The organism is Pontibacter sp. HSC-14F20, from assembly GCF_019599265.1.
Taxonomy (GTDB): Bacteria; Bacteroidota; Bacteroidia; order Cytophagales; family Hymenobacteraceae; genus Pontibacter.
The window spans coordinates 44,154-61,758 of sequence record NZ_JAHZTC010000011.1; the positions used below are offsets into that span (position 1 = coordinate 44,154).

General features: G+C 48.5%; 9 protein-coding genes. 8 read left to right on the top strand and 1 reads right to left on the bottom strand.

What is annotated here, in order from left to right:
• The first annotated feature begins 30 nt into the window (after positions 1-30).
• On the top strand, positions 31-396 hold the full coding sequence (locus tag K3G39_RS12190; protein WP_220626453.1) for a hypothetical protein: 366 nt from the start codon (positions 31-33) through the stop codon (positions 394-396).
• Between the two features lie 71 nt (positions 397-467).
• Here K3G39_RS12190 and K3G39_RS12195 read toward each other — a convergent pair whose 3' ends face one another.
• Complete coding sequence (locus K3G39_RS12195) at positions 468-1,418, bottom strand: EamA family transporter (RefSeq protein WP_220626454.1); 951 nt, start codon at positions 1,416-1,418, stop codon at positions 468-470.
• Positions 1,419-1,580: 162 nt separating this feature from the next.
• Here K3G39_RS12195 and K3G39_RS12200 point away from each other — a divergent pair, with 162 nt between their 5' ends.
• The 7 genes from K3G39_RS12200 (at position 1,581) to K3G39_RS12230 (ending at position 17,465) form a co-directional block, all read left to right on the top strand.
• Positions 1,581-4,031: a bifunctional UDP-N-acetylmuramoyl-tripeptide:D-alanyl-D-alanine ligase/alanine racemase gene (locus K3G39_RS12200; protein ID WP_220626455.1), complete on the top strand. Its 2,451-nt coding sequence runs from the start codon at positions 1,581-1,583 to the stop codon at positions 4,029-4,031.
• Between the two features lie 160 nt (positions 4,032-4,191).
• Positions 4,192-4,440 carry a FeoA family protein gene (locus K3G39_RS12205; protein ID WP_220626456.1) on the top strand — a complete coding sequence of 83 codons (249 nt, stop codon included), beginning with the start codon at positions 4,192-4,194 and terminating at the stop codon, positions 4,438-4,440.
• A 12-nt stretch (positions 4,441-4,452) separates the two neighbouring features.
• Positions 4,453-6,606: a ferrous iron transport protein B gene (gene feoB / locus K3G39_RS12210; RefSeq protein WP_220626457.1), complete on the top strand. Its 2,154-nt coding sequence runs from the start codon at positions 4,453-4,455 to the stop codon at positions 6,604-6,606.
• A gap of 550 nt (positions 6,607-7,156) precedes the next feature.
• Positions 7,157-10,366: a SusC/RagA family TonB-linked outer membrane protein gene (locus K3G39_RS12215; protein ID WP_220626458.1), complete on the top strand. Its 3,210-nt coding sequence runs from the start codon at positions 7,157-7,159 to the stop codon at positions 10,364-10,366.
• An 11-nt stretch (positions 10,367-10,377) separates the two neighbouring features.
• On the top strand, positions 10,378-11,799 hold the full coding sequence (locus K3G39_RS12220) for a SusD/RagB family nutrient-binding outer membrane lipoprotein (protein WP_220626459.1): 1,422 nt from the start codon (positions 10,378-10,380) through the stop codon (positions 11,797-11,799).
• A 1,002-nt stretch (positions 11,800-12,801) separates the two neighbouring features.
• On the top strand, positions 12,802-16,014 hold the full coding sequence (locus K3G39_RS12225) for a SusC/RagA family TonB-linked outer membrane protein (RefSeq protein ID WP_220626460.1): 3,213 nt from the start codon (positions 12,802-12,804) through the stop codon (positions 16,012-16,014).
• A gap of 11 nt (positions 16,015-16,025) precedes the next feature.
• A complete protein-coding gene (locus K3G39_RS12230) occupies positions 16,026-17,465 on the top strand; it encodes a SusD/RagB family nutrient-binding outer membrane lipoprotein (RefSeq protein WP_220626461.1) in 1,440 nt (479 codons plus the stop codon).
• The last annotated feature ends 140 nt before the right edge of the window (positions 17,466-17,605 follow it).

The window sequence follows — 17,605 nt, forward strand, 5'->3', positions numbered from 1 at the left end:
TAGACTTGAACTAATCATTTTGAAACGACTATGAAGAAGTTATCAGATATACTTAAAACAGGGTTGGCAGTGGCGGTGGTAGCGGTATTGGGCACCAGTTGCGGCGAAAGACCGCAGTCGGACCCCGTAGATGACACCAGTACCTCCGAAGCTATCACGAACAAAAGCGAGTCCACACAAAACCTGACCAAGCCACGCCCAGCACCCATCGGTGACACGGCTGAAACAGGGGAGCAGGCCGACCGCTTTGGCAACCTGCCATCCAACGTAGACTCTGTGGCACGCCAGCGGGTAGAGCTCGACAAGCAAAGACAGCTACAGGAAAACCCAAACCAGCGACCTAAGATCGAGACCCAACCCAACCGGGGTGCGGATGGCAGCAGAGAAGGACAGTAAATAGCAACTCATAAAAAGAGGCCATACCTGAAAAGATCGGGTATGGCCTCTTTGTTTTTGGCAGGTATAGTCTATTTCACCACAGCCGTAGTACCGACCGGTGGGATGACCAGACCGGCGCCCGTTTTCTTGCGGCCTTTCAGATTGATGTTGTAGATGATCACGGAGATAAAGATGAGTACATAGGCCGCTACTTTTACCGCCGTGGTCTCTTCGTTGAAGTACATGAACGCGACAACAAAGTTGAGGATCGGGTTGATGTACATCAGGATACCGATGGTGCCGGACGTGAGTTCTTTGAGAGCATAGAGGTTCAGAAACAGCGGCAGCACCGTGAAGACAGCGCTCAGTATACCTGTCATCAGGAAAAAATGGCCATCCAGCACGACCCCAGAACTCCCTTTGAGTTGCTCGTAAAACGGCGCAATGAACACAAAAGAGAGTAAAAGCTGCAGCGTGAGCAGCACGATCTTGTCGTATACCTTGAGGATGCGCTGAGTGATCAGGTAAAAAGCATAGCTCAACGCGATCAACAGACTAAACAGCAGACTCGTCAGTTCACCCGTTCCGATCAGCACGCAGCTCAGCGCACTCAGCCCGATGGCTACCCACTGGTTCACCCGCAGTTCTTCCTTCAGCAAAGCAAAACCCAGCACGGCCGTCAGGATGGGGCAGAGCAGGTATGAGAACGAGCCCGTCTGGATGTTGATATGGTTGATCACGTAAATAAACGTCAGCCAGTTGATGGTCAGCAGCGAACCACCCAGAAAAGTGAAAAGCATGAACCTGCGTGCTTCTCGTGCAGGCGCGGCCTTCACCAGCGCAAGCGTCTCCATTAGTTTTTTTCGGCGGAAAAGCACTGTGATAAACAGTAGCAGCAGGACCGATAGCGCTACCCGGAAGAACAGGATTTGCCCGCTTGGGTAGTCGGCCAGGGCCTTGAGCGGGAAAGGTATAAAGCCCCAGATGACGAAGGCCGCTATACCTGCTGCGTAGTATGGTTTGGTGTTCGTTGTTTCCATTTCAATATAAAAGAGCGCAAATGTATCGTTTTGATTTTGAAAAAGCTGCTATATAGGTTTCGATATCCGTGTTTTGACATCAATTACCGGCCGGTTTAATTATTTGCAGCTCATCACAACCCTTCGTCTGAAACATTATCTTTGAGCTTTAAATTAAATTGTATGCTCAGCTTTCACCAGCTTCAAGCCATTACAGGAGGTGCCGTGTTGCAACAGCTGCAGGACAGCCCCGTGGTGCACCTGCTCACCGACAGCCGAAAACTTTCGCAGCCGGCGGGCACGCTGTTTTTTGCCATTAGGGGTCGCCACAACGACGGGCACGTATACCTGGAGCAGCTCTATAAGCTGGGCGTGCGGCAGTTTGTGGTGGAGGAAGCAGCAGGTATGGAGCAGCTATACCCCGAGGCGAATATTTTGCAGGTAAAGAGCAGTCTGGAGGCTTTACAAGCTGTAGCTGCCTGGCACCGGACGAAGTTCCGTATACCTGTGCTGGGCATCACGGGCAGCAACGGCAAAACCATTGTGAAGGAATGGCTGGCGCAACTGTTGAGTCCGGAAGAGCTGGTTGTGAAGAGCCCGCGTAGTTACAATTCCCAGATCGGGGTGCCGCTCTCGGTTTGGCAGTTGGATCAGAACCATACCTTCGGCTTGTTCGAGGCAGGTATATCGCAACCGGGCGAGATGCAGAAGCTGCAGCAAATCATACAGCCTATACTCGGGCTGATCACCAACATCGGAAGCGCCCACGACGAAGGTTTTACAAGTAGAAGGCAGAAGGTGGCGGAGAAAATGCGGCTATTCAGTGGAGTGGAGTTGCTTTTCTATTGTTTGGATCACGAGCTAATACACGAGGCGGTGCAGGCAAGCGGTATACCTGCCTTCACCTGGTCGCGCCAGCAGGGAGCCGATTTGCACATCTCAGGCAGCGCTGTTTCCGGCCATAAAACCATCGTGAGTTATACCTTCCAGAGTGAGCAGCACAGCCTGGCTATACCTTTCACAGACGAAGCTTCCGTGGAAAATGCCCTGCACTGCCTGGCAGTGCTGCTGCAACGAGGCACTGACCTGACGGCTATACAAGACCGAATGGACCGACTGCAGCCGGTGGCCATGCGCCTCGAAATGAAAGAAGCCATAAACGGCTGTTACCTCATCGACGATACTTACAACAACGATTTGGCCGGTCTTTCCATCGCCCTCGACCTGCTGGCCAGTCAGCCGAAGCGGGGGAGGCGAACACTTATACTTTCCGATTTGCTGGAGTCCGGTATGCCTGAAGGGAAACTCTACAGCGAAGTAGCCGCCCTGACCAAAGCCCGCCAAGTGGAGCGCCTGATCGGGATCGGGCCAATCATACAGGCGCATGGTGCTAAGTTCGGCGGCGACACGAGCTTCTATACCAGTACGGCCGAATTTCTGCAACATTTCAGTTCTGAGCAGTTCCGCAACGAGTTGGTGCTGGTGAAGGGCGCGCGCGTGTTCGGTTTCGAGAAGATTGTGCAGGCTTTTCAGCAGAAGGTGCACGGCACGGTGCTGGAAGTGAACCTGGATGCGCTGGTGCATAACCTCAATTACTACCGTTCCAAACTGGCATCGGGCACCAAACTGATGGTGATGGTGAAAGCCTTTGCCTACGGCAGCGGTAGCTTCGAAGTGGCCAACCTGCTGCAGTTTCATCGGGTAGATTACCTGGCAGTGGCTTATGTAGACGAAGGTGTGAGCCTCCGCGAGCAAGGCATCACGCTACCGATCATGGTCATGAATCCGTCGCCGGATAGCCTGGCCAAACTGCACCAATACAGCCTCGAGCCTGAGATATATTCCCTGGAGTTACTCCACGATTTTCTCGCAACCGCCCAGCCTGGCATCAGCTACAAAATTCACCTGAAACTCGACACCGGTATGCACCGCCTTGGTTTTACAGGAGAAGACTTTGACGAACTTTTCGCTTTGCTCAGGCAGCATCCGCAGGTGCGGGTGGTGAGCACTTTCAGTCACCTGGCGGGAGCCGACGAAGCTTTGCACGACGATTTTTCACAAGGGCAACTACAAAACTTCAAGGTGTTGGCTGCTGAGGTAGAAGAACGCCTCAGCTATACCTTGCTCAAGCATATTCTCAATTCGGCAGGCATCGTTCGCTTTCCGGAGCACCAGCTGGATATGGTGCGCTTAGGTATAGGTCTGTATGGAGTAGAGTCCACGGGTTCGGAGCAGGAGGCGCTGCAGCCGGTTAGTACGCTCAAAACCACCATCTCCCAAATCAAGCATATCCGGCAGGGCGAAACCGTGGGTTACAGCCGCAAAGGTATAGCTGACACCAACAAGACCATCGCCACCATTGCTATCGGTTACGCCGACGGCTACGACCGCCGCTTCAGCAATGGCGCCGGCGAGGTGATCGTACAGGGGCATCGCGCTCCGATCATCGGCAACGTGTGCATGGATATGTGCATGATCGACCTGACCGGTATACCTGCCAAAGTAGGCGACGAAGTGACCGTGTTTGGCCCACAACTCACACTGGTCGAGCTGGCGCAGCGTATTGACACCATTCCGTACGAACTGCTCACCAACGTTAGTGCCCGCGTCAAGCGTATCTTCTTCTCGGAGTGACGTTTCTACCATCCAATCTCTTCAGATTCTGAAATTATCAGGGCCAGCCAGCTCCAAATTCGCGCATCTTCAAATCATAAGTCCTATTCTTTTGCATTAACGGGGAACAGCTTGTATCTTGCAGTTGTTTATAAATAGTCTAAATAAAAGAAGAGAAGTCGTGCGTAACAGGATACAGGAATCAGAGCAACAGAAGAGTGTGCGCGATCTGAAGATCGGGGAGAGCGGAGAGATTTCGAGCCTTAATGACCCGGAGATGGCGCTTAAGCTCCTTGAAATGGGGTGCATACCGGGTACTGCAGTGAAGCTGACCAGCAAAGCCCCTTTTGGAGATCCTGTTACCATTATTGTAAATGACTATACCCTCTCACTCCGTTTAGACGAAGCTGAAACCATTCTGCTGAAGTAGATTTATTACCACATGGCTGTTACTATGGAGGCGGAAGCGCCGGAAGCCAAACAAGTGCCTGTCCATCAGCCGGTGGCCAGAATCGCTTTAATTGGCAACCCGAATTCGGGTAAAACCTCACTTTTCAATCAACTCACAGGCCTTAACCAGAAGGTAGGCAACTTCCCGGGTGTTACCGTCGATAAAAAAACAGGTATCAGCCAGCTCACGCCGCAACTCAAGGCGCAGATCATTGACCTGCCCGGTAGCTACAGCCTGTACCCCAAGTCCCTCGACGAGCGGGTGATCATCGACCTGCTCTACGATCCGGCATCAAAACATTCCCCTGACCTGGTTATTGTCACGGCCGACGCTTCTAACCTGAAGCGCAACCTGCTGCTGTTTACGCAATTAGCCGACCTTCGCATACCTGCTGTACTGGCTCTCAATATGATGGACGTGGCAGAGACCGAGGGTGTGAAGATCGACATCGAGGTATTGCAGCGCGACCTGGGCGTACCGGTTATACCCATGAATGCCCGTAAAGGAGTAGGTATAGCGGCACTCAAAATTGTGATGTCGCAACAGCTGGCTCCTACCAAAACGTCTTTCTTTGATGTTCCGGCAGAGCTGAAGCCGCTTGTCGCCCAGATCAGAGAGCGTTTCTCGCTTCGCAATGATTACCTGGCGCTGCACTATGCACACCAGTACAAAAACCTACGCTTCCTATCTGAACAGGACAAGGCATGGATGACCCAACTGCTGGATGCGGCTGACTTTAAATCGAATACGGCGCAGGCCAACGAGACCGTAGCCCGCTATGTGCGCATCAATGAGATTTTGCTGGACGCCGTGCGCGTGAACAAAGCGAAAGAAGAAGAGAAGTTCAGCAACAAGCTCGACCTGATTCTGACGCACCGTGTATTCGGCTACCTGATTTTCGTGGGCTTGCTGTTTCTGGTGTTTCAGGCGGTGTTTGCCTGGGCTAGCTACCCGATGGACCTGATCGACGAAGGTATAGCCGGACTCAATAGTTTGATTCAGGAAAACTTTAGCGGACCGCTGATTAACTTGTTAACCGAGGGCGTGATTGCCGGCTTGGGTGGTGTACTGATCTTTATACCTCAGATCGCTATTTTATTTGCCTTCATCGCCATTCTGGAAGAAACAGGTTACATGGCCCGCGTAACTTTCATGATGGACAAGATCATGCGCAAGTTCGGGCTGAATGGCAAAAGTGTGGTTCCGCTTATTTCAGGTGTGGCTTGTGCCGTACCGGCTGTAATGTCGGCGCGCACGATCGAGAACTGGAAAGACCGGATGATTACGATTTTCGTGACGCCGCTCATGAGTTGCTCGGCCCGTATACCTGTTTATACTGTACTTATCGCGCTGGTAGTGCCGGAGGTATACTACTTCGGTTTCCTGAACCTGCAGGGCATTGTGCTGATGGGCCTCTACCTTCTGGGCTTTCTGTCGGCCATCTTCTCTGCCTTGTTGCTCAAAGTATTGCTGCGGGCCCGCGAGCGCAGCTACTTCATCATGGAGTTCCCGGTATACCGCATGCCGCGCTGGAAAAATGTGGGCCTCACTATCTTTGAGAAGTCTAAGACCTTTGTGCTGGAGGCGGGTAAAATCATTGTGGCAGTTTCTATTATCCTGTGGGTGCTGGCCTCGTACGGTCCCGGCGATAGCTTTGAACGTGCCGAGGAGCGCGCTGTAGCAGAGGCCGAAGTAAAAGGCTTTGGCGAAGAGCAAACAAATAACCTGGTAGCATCTTACCAACTGGAGTCGAGTTACGCGGGCAAATTTGGTCAGGCGATTGAGCCGGCCATCCGGCCATTGGGCTACGACTGGAAGATAGGTATAGCGCTGCTCACCTCCTTTGCCGCCCGCGAGGTGTTTGTAGGCACTATCTCGACGATCTATAGTATAGGCGAAGAAGAAAACGTAAGTACGATCAAAGATAAGCTGATGTCGGAGAAAGATGCCGATGGTAATCCGTTCTTTACGCCGGCGCGGGCCTTCTCGCTGCTGATCTTCTACGCCTTTGCCATGCAGTGTATCAGTACGCTGGCCATTGTGCGCCGCGAAACAAAAAGTTGGATGTGGCCACTGGCGCAACTGGTCTACATGACGGGATTGGCTTATGTATCTGCTTTTGCCGTTTTCCAGCTGATGAGCTAAGCCACAACCTCATATAATTTGAAAGGCCCGCCCCGAAAGGAGCGGGCCTTTTGTTTCTATACCTGAAAGGACGCTGTTTATTTACCTATACCTGGCGTCGTAGGAATAGCAGATTACACAATTTAAGTATGTCAAGGTATACGCGCTCTTTGTAAAATCTCAGAAGTGCATGAGTTATACCTGATTTTGTATTATTTGTCTTTTAATATTTGCTCTATTGCTAAAAATATTAAGATTAAGTCTAAATTGTTATAACAAATATGCTGCACTATAGGTATAACATATGGCGCAGGAATAAATGCAGCGGCCGAATGTGGTAGGTTCCTGGTAAGCTATAATTGAATGGGTTTGATAGCTGCAATCACTTAGTATCTCCACTTTACGGACGCCACTCTGGCTCCGGCATAATACGCCTACATCTGAACGGCTGCCTATCGGCACCGGGAACCAACATCTGCCTTCTTCTGAACAGACGCCACTCTGGCGCTGGATACTTGGCTTTAATTCTATAAGCCAACCATACTCTGATTTTTACTAAATCCAGAAAGCGATGAAAAAACTTCTAGCAATAAGCTTCTTACTCATCTTTGCGTTGCAGCTACAAGTACTGGCCCAAGGAAGGGTTATTACTGGCAATGTGACGGACGCTTCCTCAAATCAGCCTCTACCAGGTGTAGCGGTACTGGTGAAGGGAACATCCGTAGGTACCGCTACAAGTACCGATGGAAACTACTCTTTAACGGTGCCGGATGGTGCCACTACCTTAGAATTCCGATTCCTTGGTTACCGTACGACTGAACGGGCCATTGGAAATGCTACTACTATTAACGTAGCACTCCCTCTAGCCACAGAACAACTCGGAGAAGTTGTGGTAACAGCACTGGGTATCGAGCGAAATAAGAATGAGCTGGCTTACTCTGCGCAGCAGGTAAGTGGTGAGCAGATTACGCGCACCAGGCCTGCCGACTTCGTGAATTCCCTCTCAGGTAAAGTGGCCGGTCTTGATATCCGTTCCAACAACACGATGGGTGGATCTACGAACGTAATCATTCGTGGTAACAAGTCCATCACAGGTAACAACCAGGCGCTGTTTGTAATTGACGGCGTGCCGGTAAGTAATGCCAATACCAACACTGCCGATCAGCAGTCTGGTAGGACGGGAACTGACTTTGGTAACGCTGCCGCCGACTTGAACCCTGATAACATTGAATCTGTGAACGTGCTGAAAGGTGCTGCCGCAACAGCGCTTTATGGTTCGCGCGCAGCAAACGGCGTTATCATGATCACGACCAAGAAAGGCGCGAAGAACAGCCTCAACATTACAGTTAATAGTGGTGTTACCTGGAGCACGATGGACAGGAGCACTTACGTTGACTACCAGAAAGAATATGGAGCAGGCTATTCCCAGGCGTTCCGTACCTCAGCTGACCTGGGTAGCGGCGTTGCGCCGGTCGTTCGTTTTCAGGATGATGCTTCCTATGGGCCTAGATTCGACCCGAACCTGCAGGTATACCAATGGGACGCTATTGATCCGCTCCACCCCAACTTTGGACAGACAAGGCCCTGGGTAGCTGCTGCGAATGACCCCCGTGATTTTTATGAAACTGGTGTCAACTCTAACCAGAGTATTATGATAAGCGGTGGTGGCGATAAAACTACTTTTAATGTAGGCTATACCCGAAACGATATTAAAGGCAACCTGCCCAATGCAACGCTTGATAAAGACCTTTTTAACTTTACGGGTTCTTTTGAGGCAACTGAGAAGATATCGGTAAGTGCTTCTGCCAATTATTCGCGCACAGTAGGTGTGGGTAGGTATGGCACAGGTTACCAAGGTCGTAACCCTAACCAGCAGTTCAGGCAGTGGTGGCAAACCAACGTAGATATTGAAGAGCAGGAAGCTGCCTATTTCAGAAACCGCCAGAACATTACCTGGAACTGGAATGCGGCAAACACTGGCCCTATCTATTCTGACAACCCCTACTGGTCCAGATTCGAGAACTACTCTAATGATGCCAGAGACAACTTCTATGGCTATGTAACTGCTACCTACAAGTTTACGGACTGGTTAAACTTAATGGGCAGAGTCACATACAACACAACCACAGATATGCAGGAAGAACGTGTGGCCGTAGGAAGTGCTGACGTGAGTGAATATGAGCGATATGACCGGGAGTTCAATGAAACCAACTATGACCTCTTCTTAAACTTCAACAGGGATATTACGGAAGATATTAGCCTGAATGGTTTGATTGGAACCAACCTGCGCAGAAACCGCCTCAGAGATATAAGAGCAAGTACGAATGGTGGCCTTGTTGTACCAAGACTATACACGCTCTCAAACTCAGTTAACCCCATCACTGCTCCTATCGAAAACTTTGAGCGCGTAGGTGTTGATGGCATTTTTGCAAATGCCAACTTCGGCTTCAGAGACACCTACTTCCTTGAGCTTTCTGCCCGTCGGGATAAATCCACAACATTGCCAGAAGGAGACAACTCATACTTCTATCCGTCTATAGCTGGAAACGTGGTGTTCTCTAATCTTCTCCAAGTACCCTGGCTGTCAGGTGGTAAGCTTAGAGTAAACTATGCCGAGGTAGGCAACAGTGCTCCGGCATTTAGTATCTTCGATGTGTACACACAGCCAACAGGATTAGGCTCAATTCCACTCTTCTCTATACCGAACACTAAAAACAACGAGGACCTGAAGCCAGAAAGAACCAAGAGCTTTGAAGCTGGTATTGAGGCAGATTTCTTCAATAGCCTGTTTGGGTTTGACTTCACCTATTATCGTTCAAGCACAGTAGACCAGATCATCAACGTATCTACAACTGGTGCTACGGGCTACACCGCACAGTGGGTGAATGCCGGGGAAGTAGAAAACAATGGTTTTGAGGTGGCTGCTTTTGCTACACCTGTTCAGTCAGGAGATTTCTCATGGAACATCAATATCAACTTCGCCCGTAACCGAAGTGAAGTCCTTAGTCTGTACCAGGATGTTCAGAACATTCCACTTGCCACTTTCCAGGGTGGTGTATCTCTGAACGCCGCTGTCGGTCATCCATTTGGTGTGATCAGGGGCACTGACTTCGTCTACACGAACGGACAGAAGACAGTAAACTCCGACGGGTACTACATAAACTCTGGCAACGCAGCTGACATTATCGGTGATCCGAACCCGGACTGGACTGGTGGGGTTAACAACACCCTAACCTTTAAAGGTCTATCGCTCGGCTTCCTGGTAGATGTGCGTCATGGTGGCGATGTGTTCTCTCTTGACCAGTGGTATGGCGAAGCAACAGGCCTGTATCCGAATTCTGCAGGGGTAAACGACAAAGGAAACCCTTCTCGTCTTCCGGTAGCTGAAGGTGGTGGTGTACTGCTGCCCGGCGTGAAAGAAGATGGCACCCCTAACGATGTGTATGCAGAGAATACAGACGGCAACGGAAATACTCCTTTCGGATATGCTGCCGGTGGTATAGAGGCCCCGAGGGCAATGTATGTATTCGACGGCAGTTTCGTGAAGTTGAGAGAAGTTGCTATTTCCTATGCCTTGCCACAGACTTTAATAGAAAATATCGGCTTTATTAAAGGAGTTGAATTACAACTGATTGGCCGAAACCTGTGGATCATCCACAAGAACATGGAATACTCTGATCCGGAAGAAGGCTTGAGTTCAGGTAACGCATCAAGAGGGTATCAGTCTGGCGCATACCCTGCCTTCAGAAACTACGGATTTAACGTCAGATTTAACTTCTAAACTATCAAGAGATGAAGAAACTTATCATATGCTTATTCACGCTGGTATTTATGGCAGCGTGCGTAGACGACCTGGATGAATATAATATTGACACGAAGCGGGCCACCGATGTCCCGGCTGCCACGCTGTTCACCAATGCATTGCTAGGCCTGACGGATGTGTTGACTACCCCGAACGTAAACACGAACAACATCAGGTTGTATGTGCAGCACTGGGCTACGACGCAATATGTGGAGGAGCCGAGGTATAACATGACTGGCCGTTTGATTCCTCAGAACTTCTGGAATGCGCTTTACCGGGACGTACTCGCTGACTTGAAAGAGTCTAAAAGATTGTTAGTCGCTAATGAGACGATAGACCCGGTAGTGAAAAATAACCAGTTGGCTCAAGTTGAGATTATGGAGGTATATACCTGGTCAGTGCTGGTAACTTCTTTTGGTGATATTCCTTATACCGAGGCGCTTGATCCGAGCAATACGCAGCCAGTTTATGATGATGACCAGGTGATTTACAACGATATCCTAGAACGCCTTGACATGGCTCTTGGTCTTATCAATACTGAGGAAGATGGATTTGGAGAAGGAGATGTGCTTTATAATGGAGATATGGCGCAATGGATTAAGTTTGGTAACTCTTTGAAGCTGCGGTTAGCCATGGTGATAGCCGATGTTGATGAAGCTAAAGCCAGAACGCTTGTAGCGGAAGCAGCGCCAAATGTGTTCCAAAGTAACGCCGATAATGCAACATTCCCTTACACGGCTGCAACCCCGAACAACAACCCCATTTCTGATAACGTGACAGGTCCGCTTTCGGCGAGGGAAGACTTTATAGCAGCCAGCACATTGGTTGATGTGATGAATGCGCTGAATGACCCTAGAAGGCCGCAATACTTTACAGATGTTGACGGACAGTTTGTAGGCGGCAGAGTTGGCTTTGCCAACAATTATGAAGATAACTCTACTGTAAGTGAGAAAGTGGCGGCACTTGATTTCCGTGGGGTATTGTTGGACTACGCTGAAGTTGAGTTCCTGTTGGCAGAGGCTGCAGAAAGAGGCTTTATTGCTGAGCCCGCTGCTGAACATTACAATGCAGCTATCAGAGCATCCATCTTAGATTGGGGTGGAACAGAAGCTGAGGTAACCGCTTATTTGGCTCAACCTGGGGTTAACTACGCTACTGCTCCCGGTGACTGGAGACAAAAAATTGGTACACAAGCCTGGATTGCCTTTTTCAACCGCGGTTATGAGGCATGGTTAACCTGGAGAAGATTGGATGCACCAACCCTGGCACCACCGGTGGAAGGACTGATTGTACCAACAAGATTGATCTATCCTGTTAACGAGCAGACGTTGAACCCAACTAATCGTGGAGCAGCGGCATCGGCAATAGGAGGAGACGAAAGCTCTACGAAGCTATTCTGGGATGTGCGATAGCGGCAGACCGAATGTATAGAAGATAAACTTGATAGTAGTTTTCTGCAGAAAATGCCCCCGAGCTTCGGGGGCATTTTTCTTTTCTGATAATAGGTGTCAAGTTATAAATTACTGATTTACAGTTTATTGTGTGGTTGTTAGTTCGGGTTTTTACATTTGGAACAGGAAGTAGAGTACGCCTAGCTTTATCGTGTTCTCATCTTTAACACCAAAGAAGCTAAGAACTTGATTTTGTTTGTCTTATGTTTTAAAAATTTAATTTTTCTACTATAGTATTGAATAAATTTATCCTTTCCCATATATGTCCGTATAAGGAGGAGCTTTTACCGATTTGCTCAGATTAGGATGAAATCAGATCCCTAAGAGACGCTGGGAAGATGGTTAAGATTTGCTTTTGAGGTTAAAAAACGCACTAAATATTTGTGAAAGCCGAAAACATTCTTTAAAATTGAACATCTCTCACCTTAAACAAATAAAATAATGAAAAGAACTCTACTACTCCTAGAGCTATTCTTATCTCACCGCCGCTTACCAATTGCAGGTAAATTAGCGGCCTCCTAAGTATTTATCGATTACCATAACCTGTTTTTAAGGTTATCTGACTGTTGTTTTCAGGCTTATACTGTCTGCTCTGGCTACGGCTGTGTTCATATTTTTATAAATTTTATAATTTAGTTTAGATTTTTCGGTATCTGATACAATGATTTGTTGAAGATAATCTTCTTTTCAGGGTCGTGCTTCTGTACTCTTAATATGCTGGCTCCAGCAATTTAGGTGAATCAGGGCAGGAGCCTGCTGCAGAGGGCCTTTCTGTCAACGGCATTGATCAGCACGAGAGATAGGGAACGGAGGAAAGTGATAGAAGAAGGAGGTGATCAACAGATAAAGTGAGCCTGAGCTCATGTTTCATATAAAACAAACGAACTGAAGCTGCTAGCCAGCGCAGTGACAAAATAACACCTTAACCAATTTGAATTAATTCTTACCTAAACAAACAGCGCAATGAAAAAAATTCTAATGCTATGCCTGCTGCTTGTGTCGGCCTTTATCCAAGAGGCGATGGCGCAAGTCAGGGCAATCACCGGTACGGTGACAGACGCTAGTACTAAACAGCCGCTGCCAGGGGTTACAGTCCTGGTGAAAGGCACATCAGTGGGTACTGCCTCGGGGGCAGACGGTACTTATACTGTAAATGTGCCGGAAGGCGGCACCACCCTTGTTTTCCGATTTATTGGTTATCAGACAATTGAGCGGCCGATCGGTAACGAATCTACTATAAACGTGTCTTTGGGAACTGATACCCGCCAGTTAGGTGAGGTGGTAGTTACTGCCCTTGGTATCGAGCGTAACAGAAACGAGCTGGCATATTCAGCTCAGGAAGTTAGCGGAGACCAAATTACACGTGCCAGAAATGAAAACGTAGTAAACTCACTGTCAGGTAAAGTTGCTGGTCTGGATATCAGAACCAACAACACCATGGGTGGTTCTACTAACGTTATCATCCGTGGTTATTCTTCACTAACTGGTAACAACCAGGCCCTTTTCGTTATTGACGGTGTGCCTGTAAGTAATGCCAACAACAATGGTTCTAACCAGGCTACTGGCCGTGGTGGTGCTGACTTTGGTAACGCTGCAGCTGACTTGAACCCTGATAACATTGAGTCTGTGAACGTACTGAAAGGTGCTGCTGCAACAGCGCTTTATGGTTCGCGCGCAGCAAACGGTGTTATTATGATTACGACCAAGAAAGGTGCTAAAAATAGCCTGAGCGTTGCTGTAAACAGCGGTGTTACTTGGAGCAATATCGATAAGAGCACTTATGTGAAATACCAGAAAGAGTACGGCGGCGGTTATTTCCAGGGCTTCCGTGCATCTAACGATCTGGGCAGTGGTGTAGCACCAGTTGTTCGTTTCCAGGATGATGCTTCCTACGGTCCAAAATTCGACCCGAACCTGCAGGTATACCAGTGGGATGCAATCGACCCGCTTCATCCAAACTTTGGCAGAACCAGACCTTGGGTAGCTGCTGAAAATGACGCTACTGCTTTCTTCCGAACTGGCCTTAACTCTAACCAGAGCGTTGTAGTTAATGGTGGCGGCGATAAAACAACCTTTAACTTAGGTTATACCCGTAACGACATTAAAGGTAACCTGCCTAACTCTAATATAGACAAAGACATGTTCAACTTCAATGCTTCTTACGAAGCTACTGATAGATTGACAGTCTCTGCTTCTGGTAACTATACCCGTACAGTAGGTATGGGTAGATATGGAACTGGTTATAGCGGTACTAACCCTAACCAGCAGTTCAGACAGTGGTTCCAGACCAACGTGGACATGGAGGAGATGAAAGACGCTTACTTCAGAAACCGCCAGAACATTACCTGGAACTGGAACAGCTCTAACACAGGCCCTATTTACTCTGACAACCCATACTGGACACAGTACGAGAACTACTCTAACGACAGCAGAGATAACATCTATGGTTATGCAACTGTTAATTACAAAATTACAGATTGGATGAGCGCAATGGGTAGAGCCTCTTTCAACACTACGAACGACATGCAGGAAGAGCGCGTTGCTGTTGGTAGTGCTGGTCTGAGTAGCTACTCCAGATACAACAGAGAATTTAATGAGACCAACTTCGACCTGATGTTGAATTTCAACAAAGATATCTCTGAAGAGTTAAGCTTTACAGGTTTGTTAGGTGGTAACATTCGCAGAGACCGTGCTGAATCTATCTTTACAGCGACAAACGGTGGTCTGGTTGTTCCAAAACTGTACTCTATCTCTAACTCTGTTAGCCCTGTAAACCCTCCGACTGAAACGTTAACCCGCAGAGGTGTTGACGGTATTTTTGCCAACGTGAACTTTGGTTTCAGAGACACTTACTTCATGGAGCTTTCTGCCCGTCAGGATAAGTCTACTACGCTTCCAGAAGGCGACAACGCTTACTTCTATCCAGCTGCCGGTCTTAACGTGATCTTCTCTAACCTCATGGAAACTTCCTGGTTATCACACGGTAAAGTGAGAGTGAACTATGCCGAAGTAGGTAACGATGCACCGCCATTGAGTATCTACGATGTGTATACCAAGCCTACTGGTTTTGGCTCTACTCCGATCTTCTCGCTTCCAAGCACCAAGAACAACCCTACTCTGAAGCCAGAAAGAAAGAAGAGTATGGAAGCAGGTATAGAGGCTGAGTTCTTCAACAACCTGTTCGGTTTCGACCTGACAGTGTACAAGGAAAACCAGATCGACCAGATCATGCCAGTTAGCCAGACGGCTGCTTCCGGCTACACAAGCCGTTACGTAAACGCCGGTGAGGTAGAAAACAAAGGTTTTGAGGTAGCTGCTTTCGTTACTCCAATCCAAACAGGAGATTTCACCTGGACCATGAACTTCAACTTCGCCCGTAACAGAAACAAGGTGCTGAGCCTGTACGAAGACGTGCGGAACCTGTCACTTGCTTCTTTCCAGGGTGGTGTATCGCTTAACGCTGCCATTGGTCAGCCTTACGGTGTTATCCGAGGCACTGACTTTATTTACACAAATGGTCAGAAAACAGTTGGAGAAAACGGATACTACCTGGTATCTGACAGATCAGACGAGATAATCGGCGATCCAAACCCAGACTGGACTGGTGGTTTCAACAACACACTGACATACAAAGGTCTGTCATTAGGCTTCCTGATCGATGTGCGCCATGGTGGTGATGTATTTTCTCTTGACCAGTGGTATGGTGAATCTACAGGTTTGTATGCTCACACTGCCGGCCTGAACGACAGAGGAAATCCTTCTCGTGATCCGGTTGCAGATGGTGGTGGTGTATTGCTGCCAGGTGTTAAAGAAGACGGTACTCAAAACGACATCTACGGTGAGAACCAGGATGGTGACGGCATGACGCCTTATGGCTACGCTGCCAACGACTACGAAGGTGCTCCGCTCGCGATGTATGTGTTTGACGGTAGCTTCGTGAAGCTGAGAGAAGTTGCTCTTTCTTATGCTCTACCTGAGTCAGTTATCGGGAACCTGGGTTTTGTAAAAGGTGTTGACCTTCAGTTGATCGGCCGTAACTTATGGATCATCCACAAGAACATGGAGTACTCAGATCCTGAAGAAGGTTTGAGCTCTGGTAACGCTGGTAGAGGATATCAGTCTGGTGCTTATCCAGCTGTTAGAACTTATGGCTTCAACGTTAAATTAAATTTCTAAAATATCAGAAAATGAAGAAACTTATCATATGCTTATTCTCGATGGTGTTTTTGGCATCATGCGTAGATGATCTGGACGAGTATAATGTCGACCAGAAGCAAGCTACAGTGGTTCCGGCTGTTACCCTGTTCACGGGTGCAACTAAGAACCTGACAGACGTGCTGACGACACCCAACGTTAACACGAACAACTACCGTTTTTATGTGCAGCACTGGACATCCACACAGTACCTGGATGAGCCACGCTATAACATGACATCACGTACAATTCCGCAGAGTATGTGGACAACCCTGTACCGCGATGTGCTGGCGGACTTTGCCGAAGCGAAGAGAATCATCAACGAGGATGAGACGCTTACGGAAGGTGTTAAACAAAACCAGCTGGCTCAGGTAGAGATCATGGAAGTGTATACCTGGTCTGTATTGGTAAACACATTTGGTGACGTTCCTTACACAGAGGCACTTAACTCTCAAAATGCATTGCCTGTTTATGACGATGCGCAGGCTATTTACAACGACATCCTGTCTCGTCTTGAAACCGCTGTAGATCAGATTAACACTTCTTCTGCCGGATTTACCGGTAGTGGTGACATCCTGTACGGTGGTAACATGCAGCGTTGGCTTAAATTTGGCAACTCTTTGAAGCTGAAGTTAGGTATGGTAGTAGCTGATGTTGACAATGCAAAAGCGAAAGCGTTGGCAGAATCAGCAACGGCAGCAGATGCAGGTGGCGTTATTTCAAGCAATGCTGAGAATGCAGCCTTCGGATACCTGTCTGCTCCACCAAACAACAACCCAATCTCTTCTAACGTGAAGGGCCCACTTTCAACTCGTGAAGACTATGTTGCTGCTAACACATTGGTTGACGCCATGAACGAGCGCAACGACCCAAGAAGAGAGTTCTACTTCTCGCAAGTTGGTGGCCAGTTTAAAGGTGGCAGATATGGTTTCCCTAACACTTTCACTGACTTCTCTACTGTAAGCGCTAAGGTTGCTGATCCTACTTTCGAAGCTCTTCTGCTTGACTATGCTGAAGTAGAATTCCTGCTGGCTGAAGCTGTAGAAAGAGGTTATAACGTAGGTGGTACTGCTGCAGAGCACTACAATAAAGGTGTTACAGCTTCCATTACATACTGGGGCGGTACAGAAGCTCAGGCTACTGCTTACCTGCAGCAGCCAAGCGTAAGCTACGCTTCTGCTCCTGGCGACTGGAAACAGAAGATTGGTACGCAGGAGTGGATCGCGCTATACAACCGCGGCTACGATGCATGGGTAACCTGGAGAAGACTGGATGCGCCAACGCTCCTTCCTCCGGTAGACGGACTGACTGTTCCGACAAGATTGATCTACCCAGTAAACGAGCAGACGCTTAACCCGTCAAACTATACTTCTGCTTCATCAGCAATCGGTGGTGACCAGAGCTCAACCCGTCTGTTCTGGGATGCTCAATAGAAAATAATTTATTAATTAATTTAGTTTAAGAATACTAGGTAGTAGTCTTCTTCATTGGCAAAGGTCTCCGGAATCCGGAGACCTTTTCTTTTATGAGAACTGACATGTCGGTGGTGCCAGGATGAGTTGTTGATGAGAAG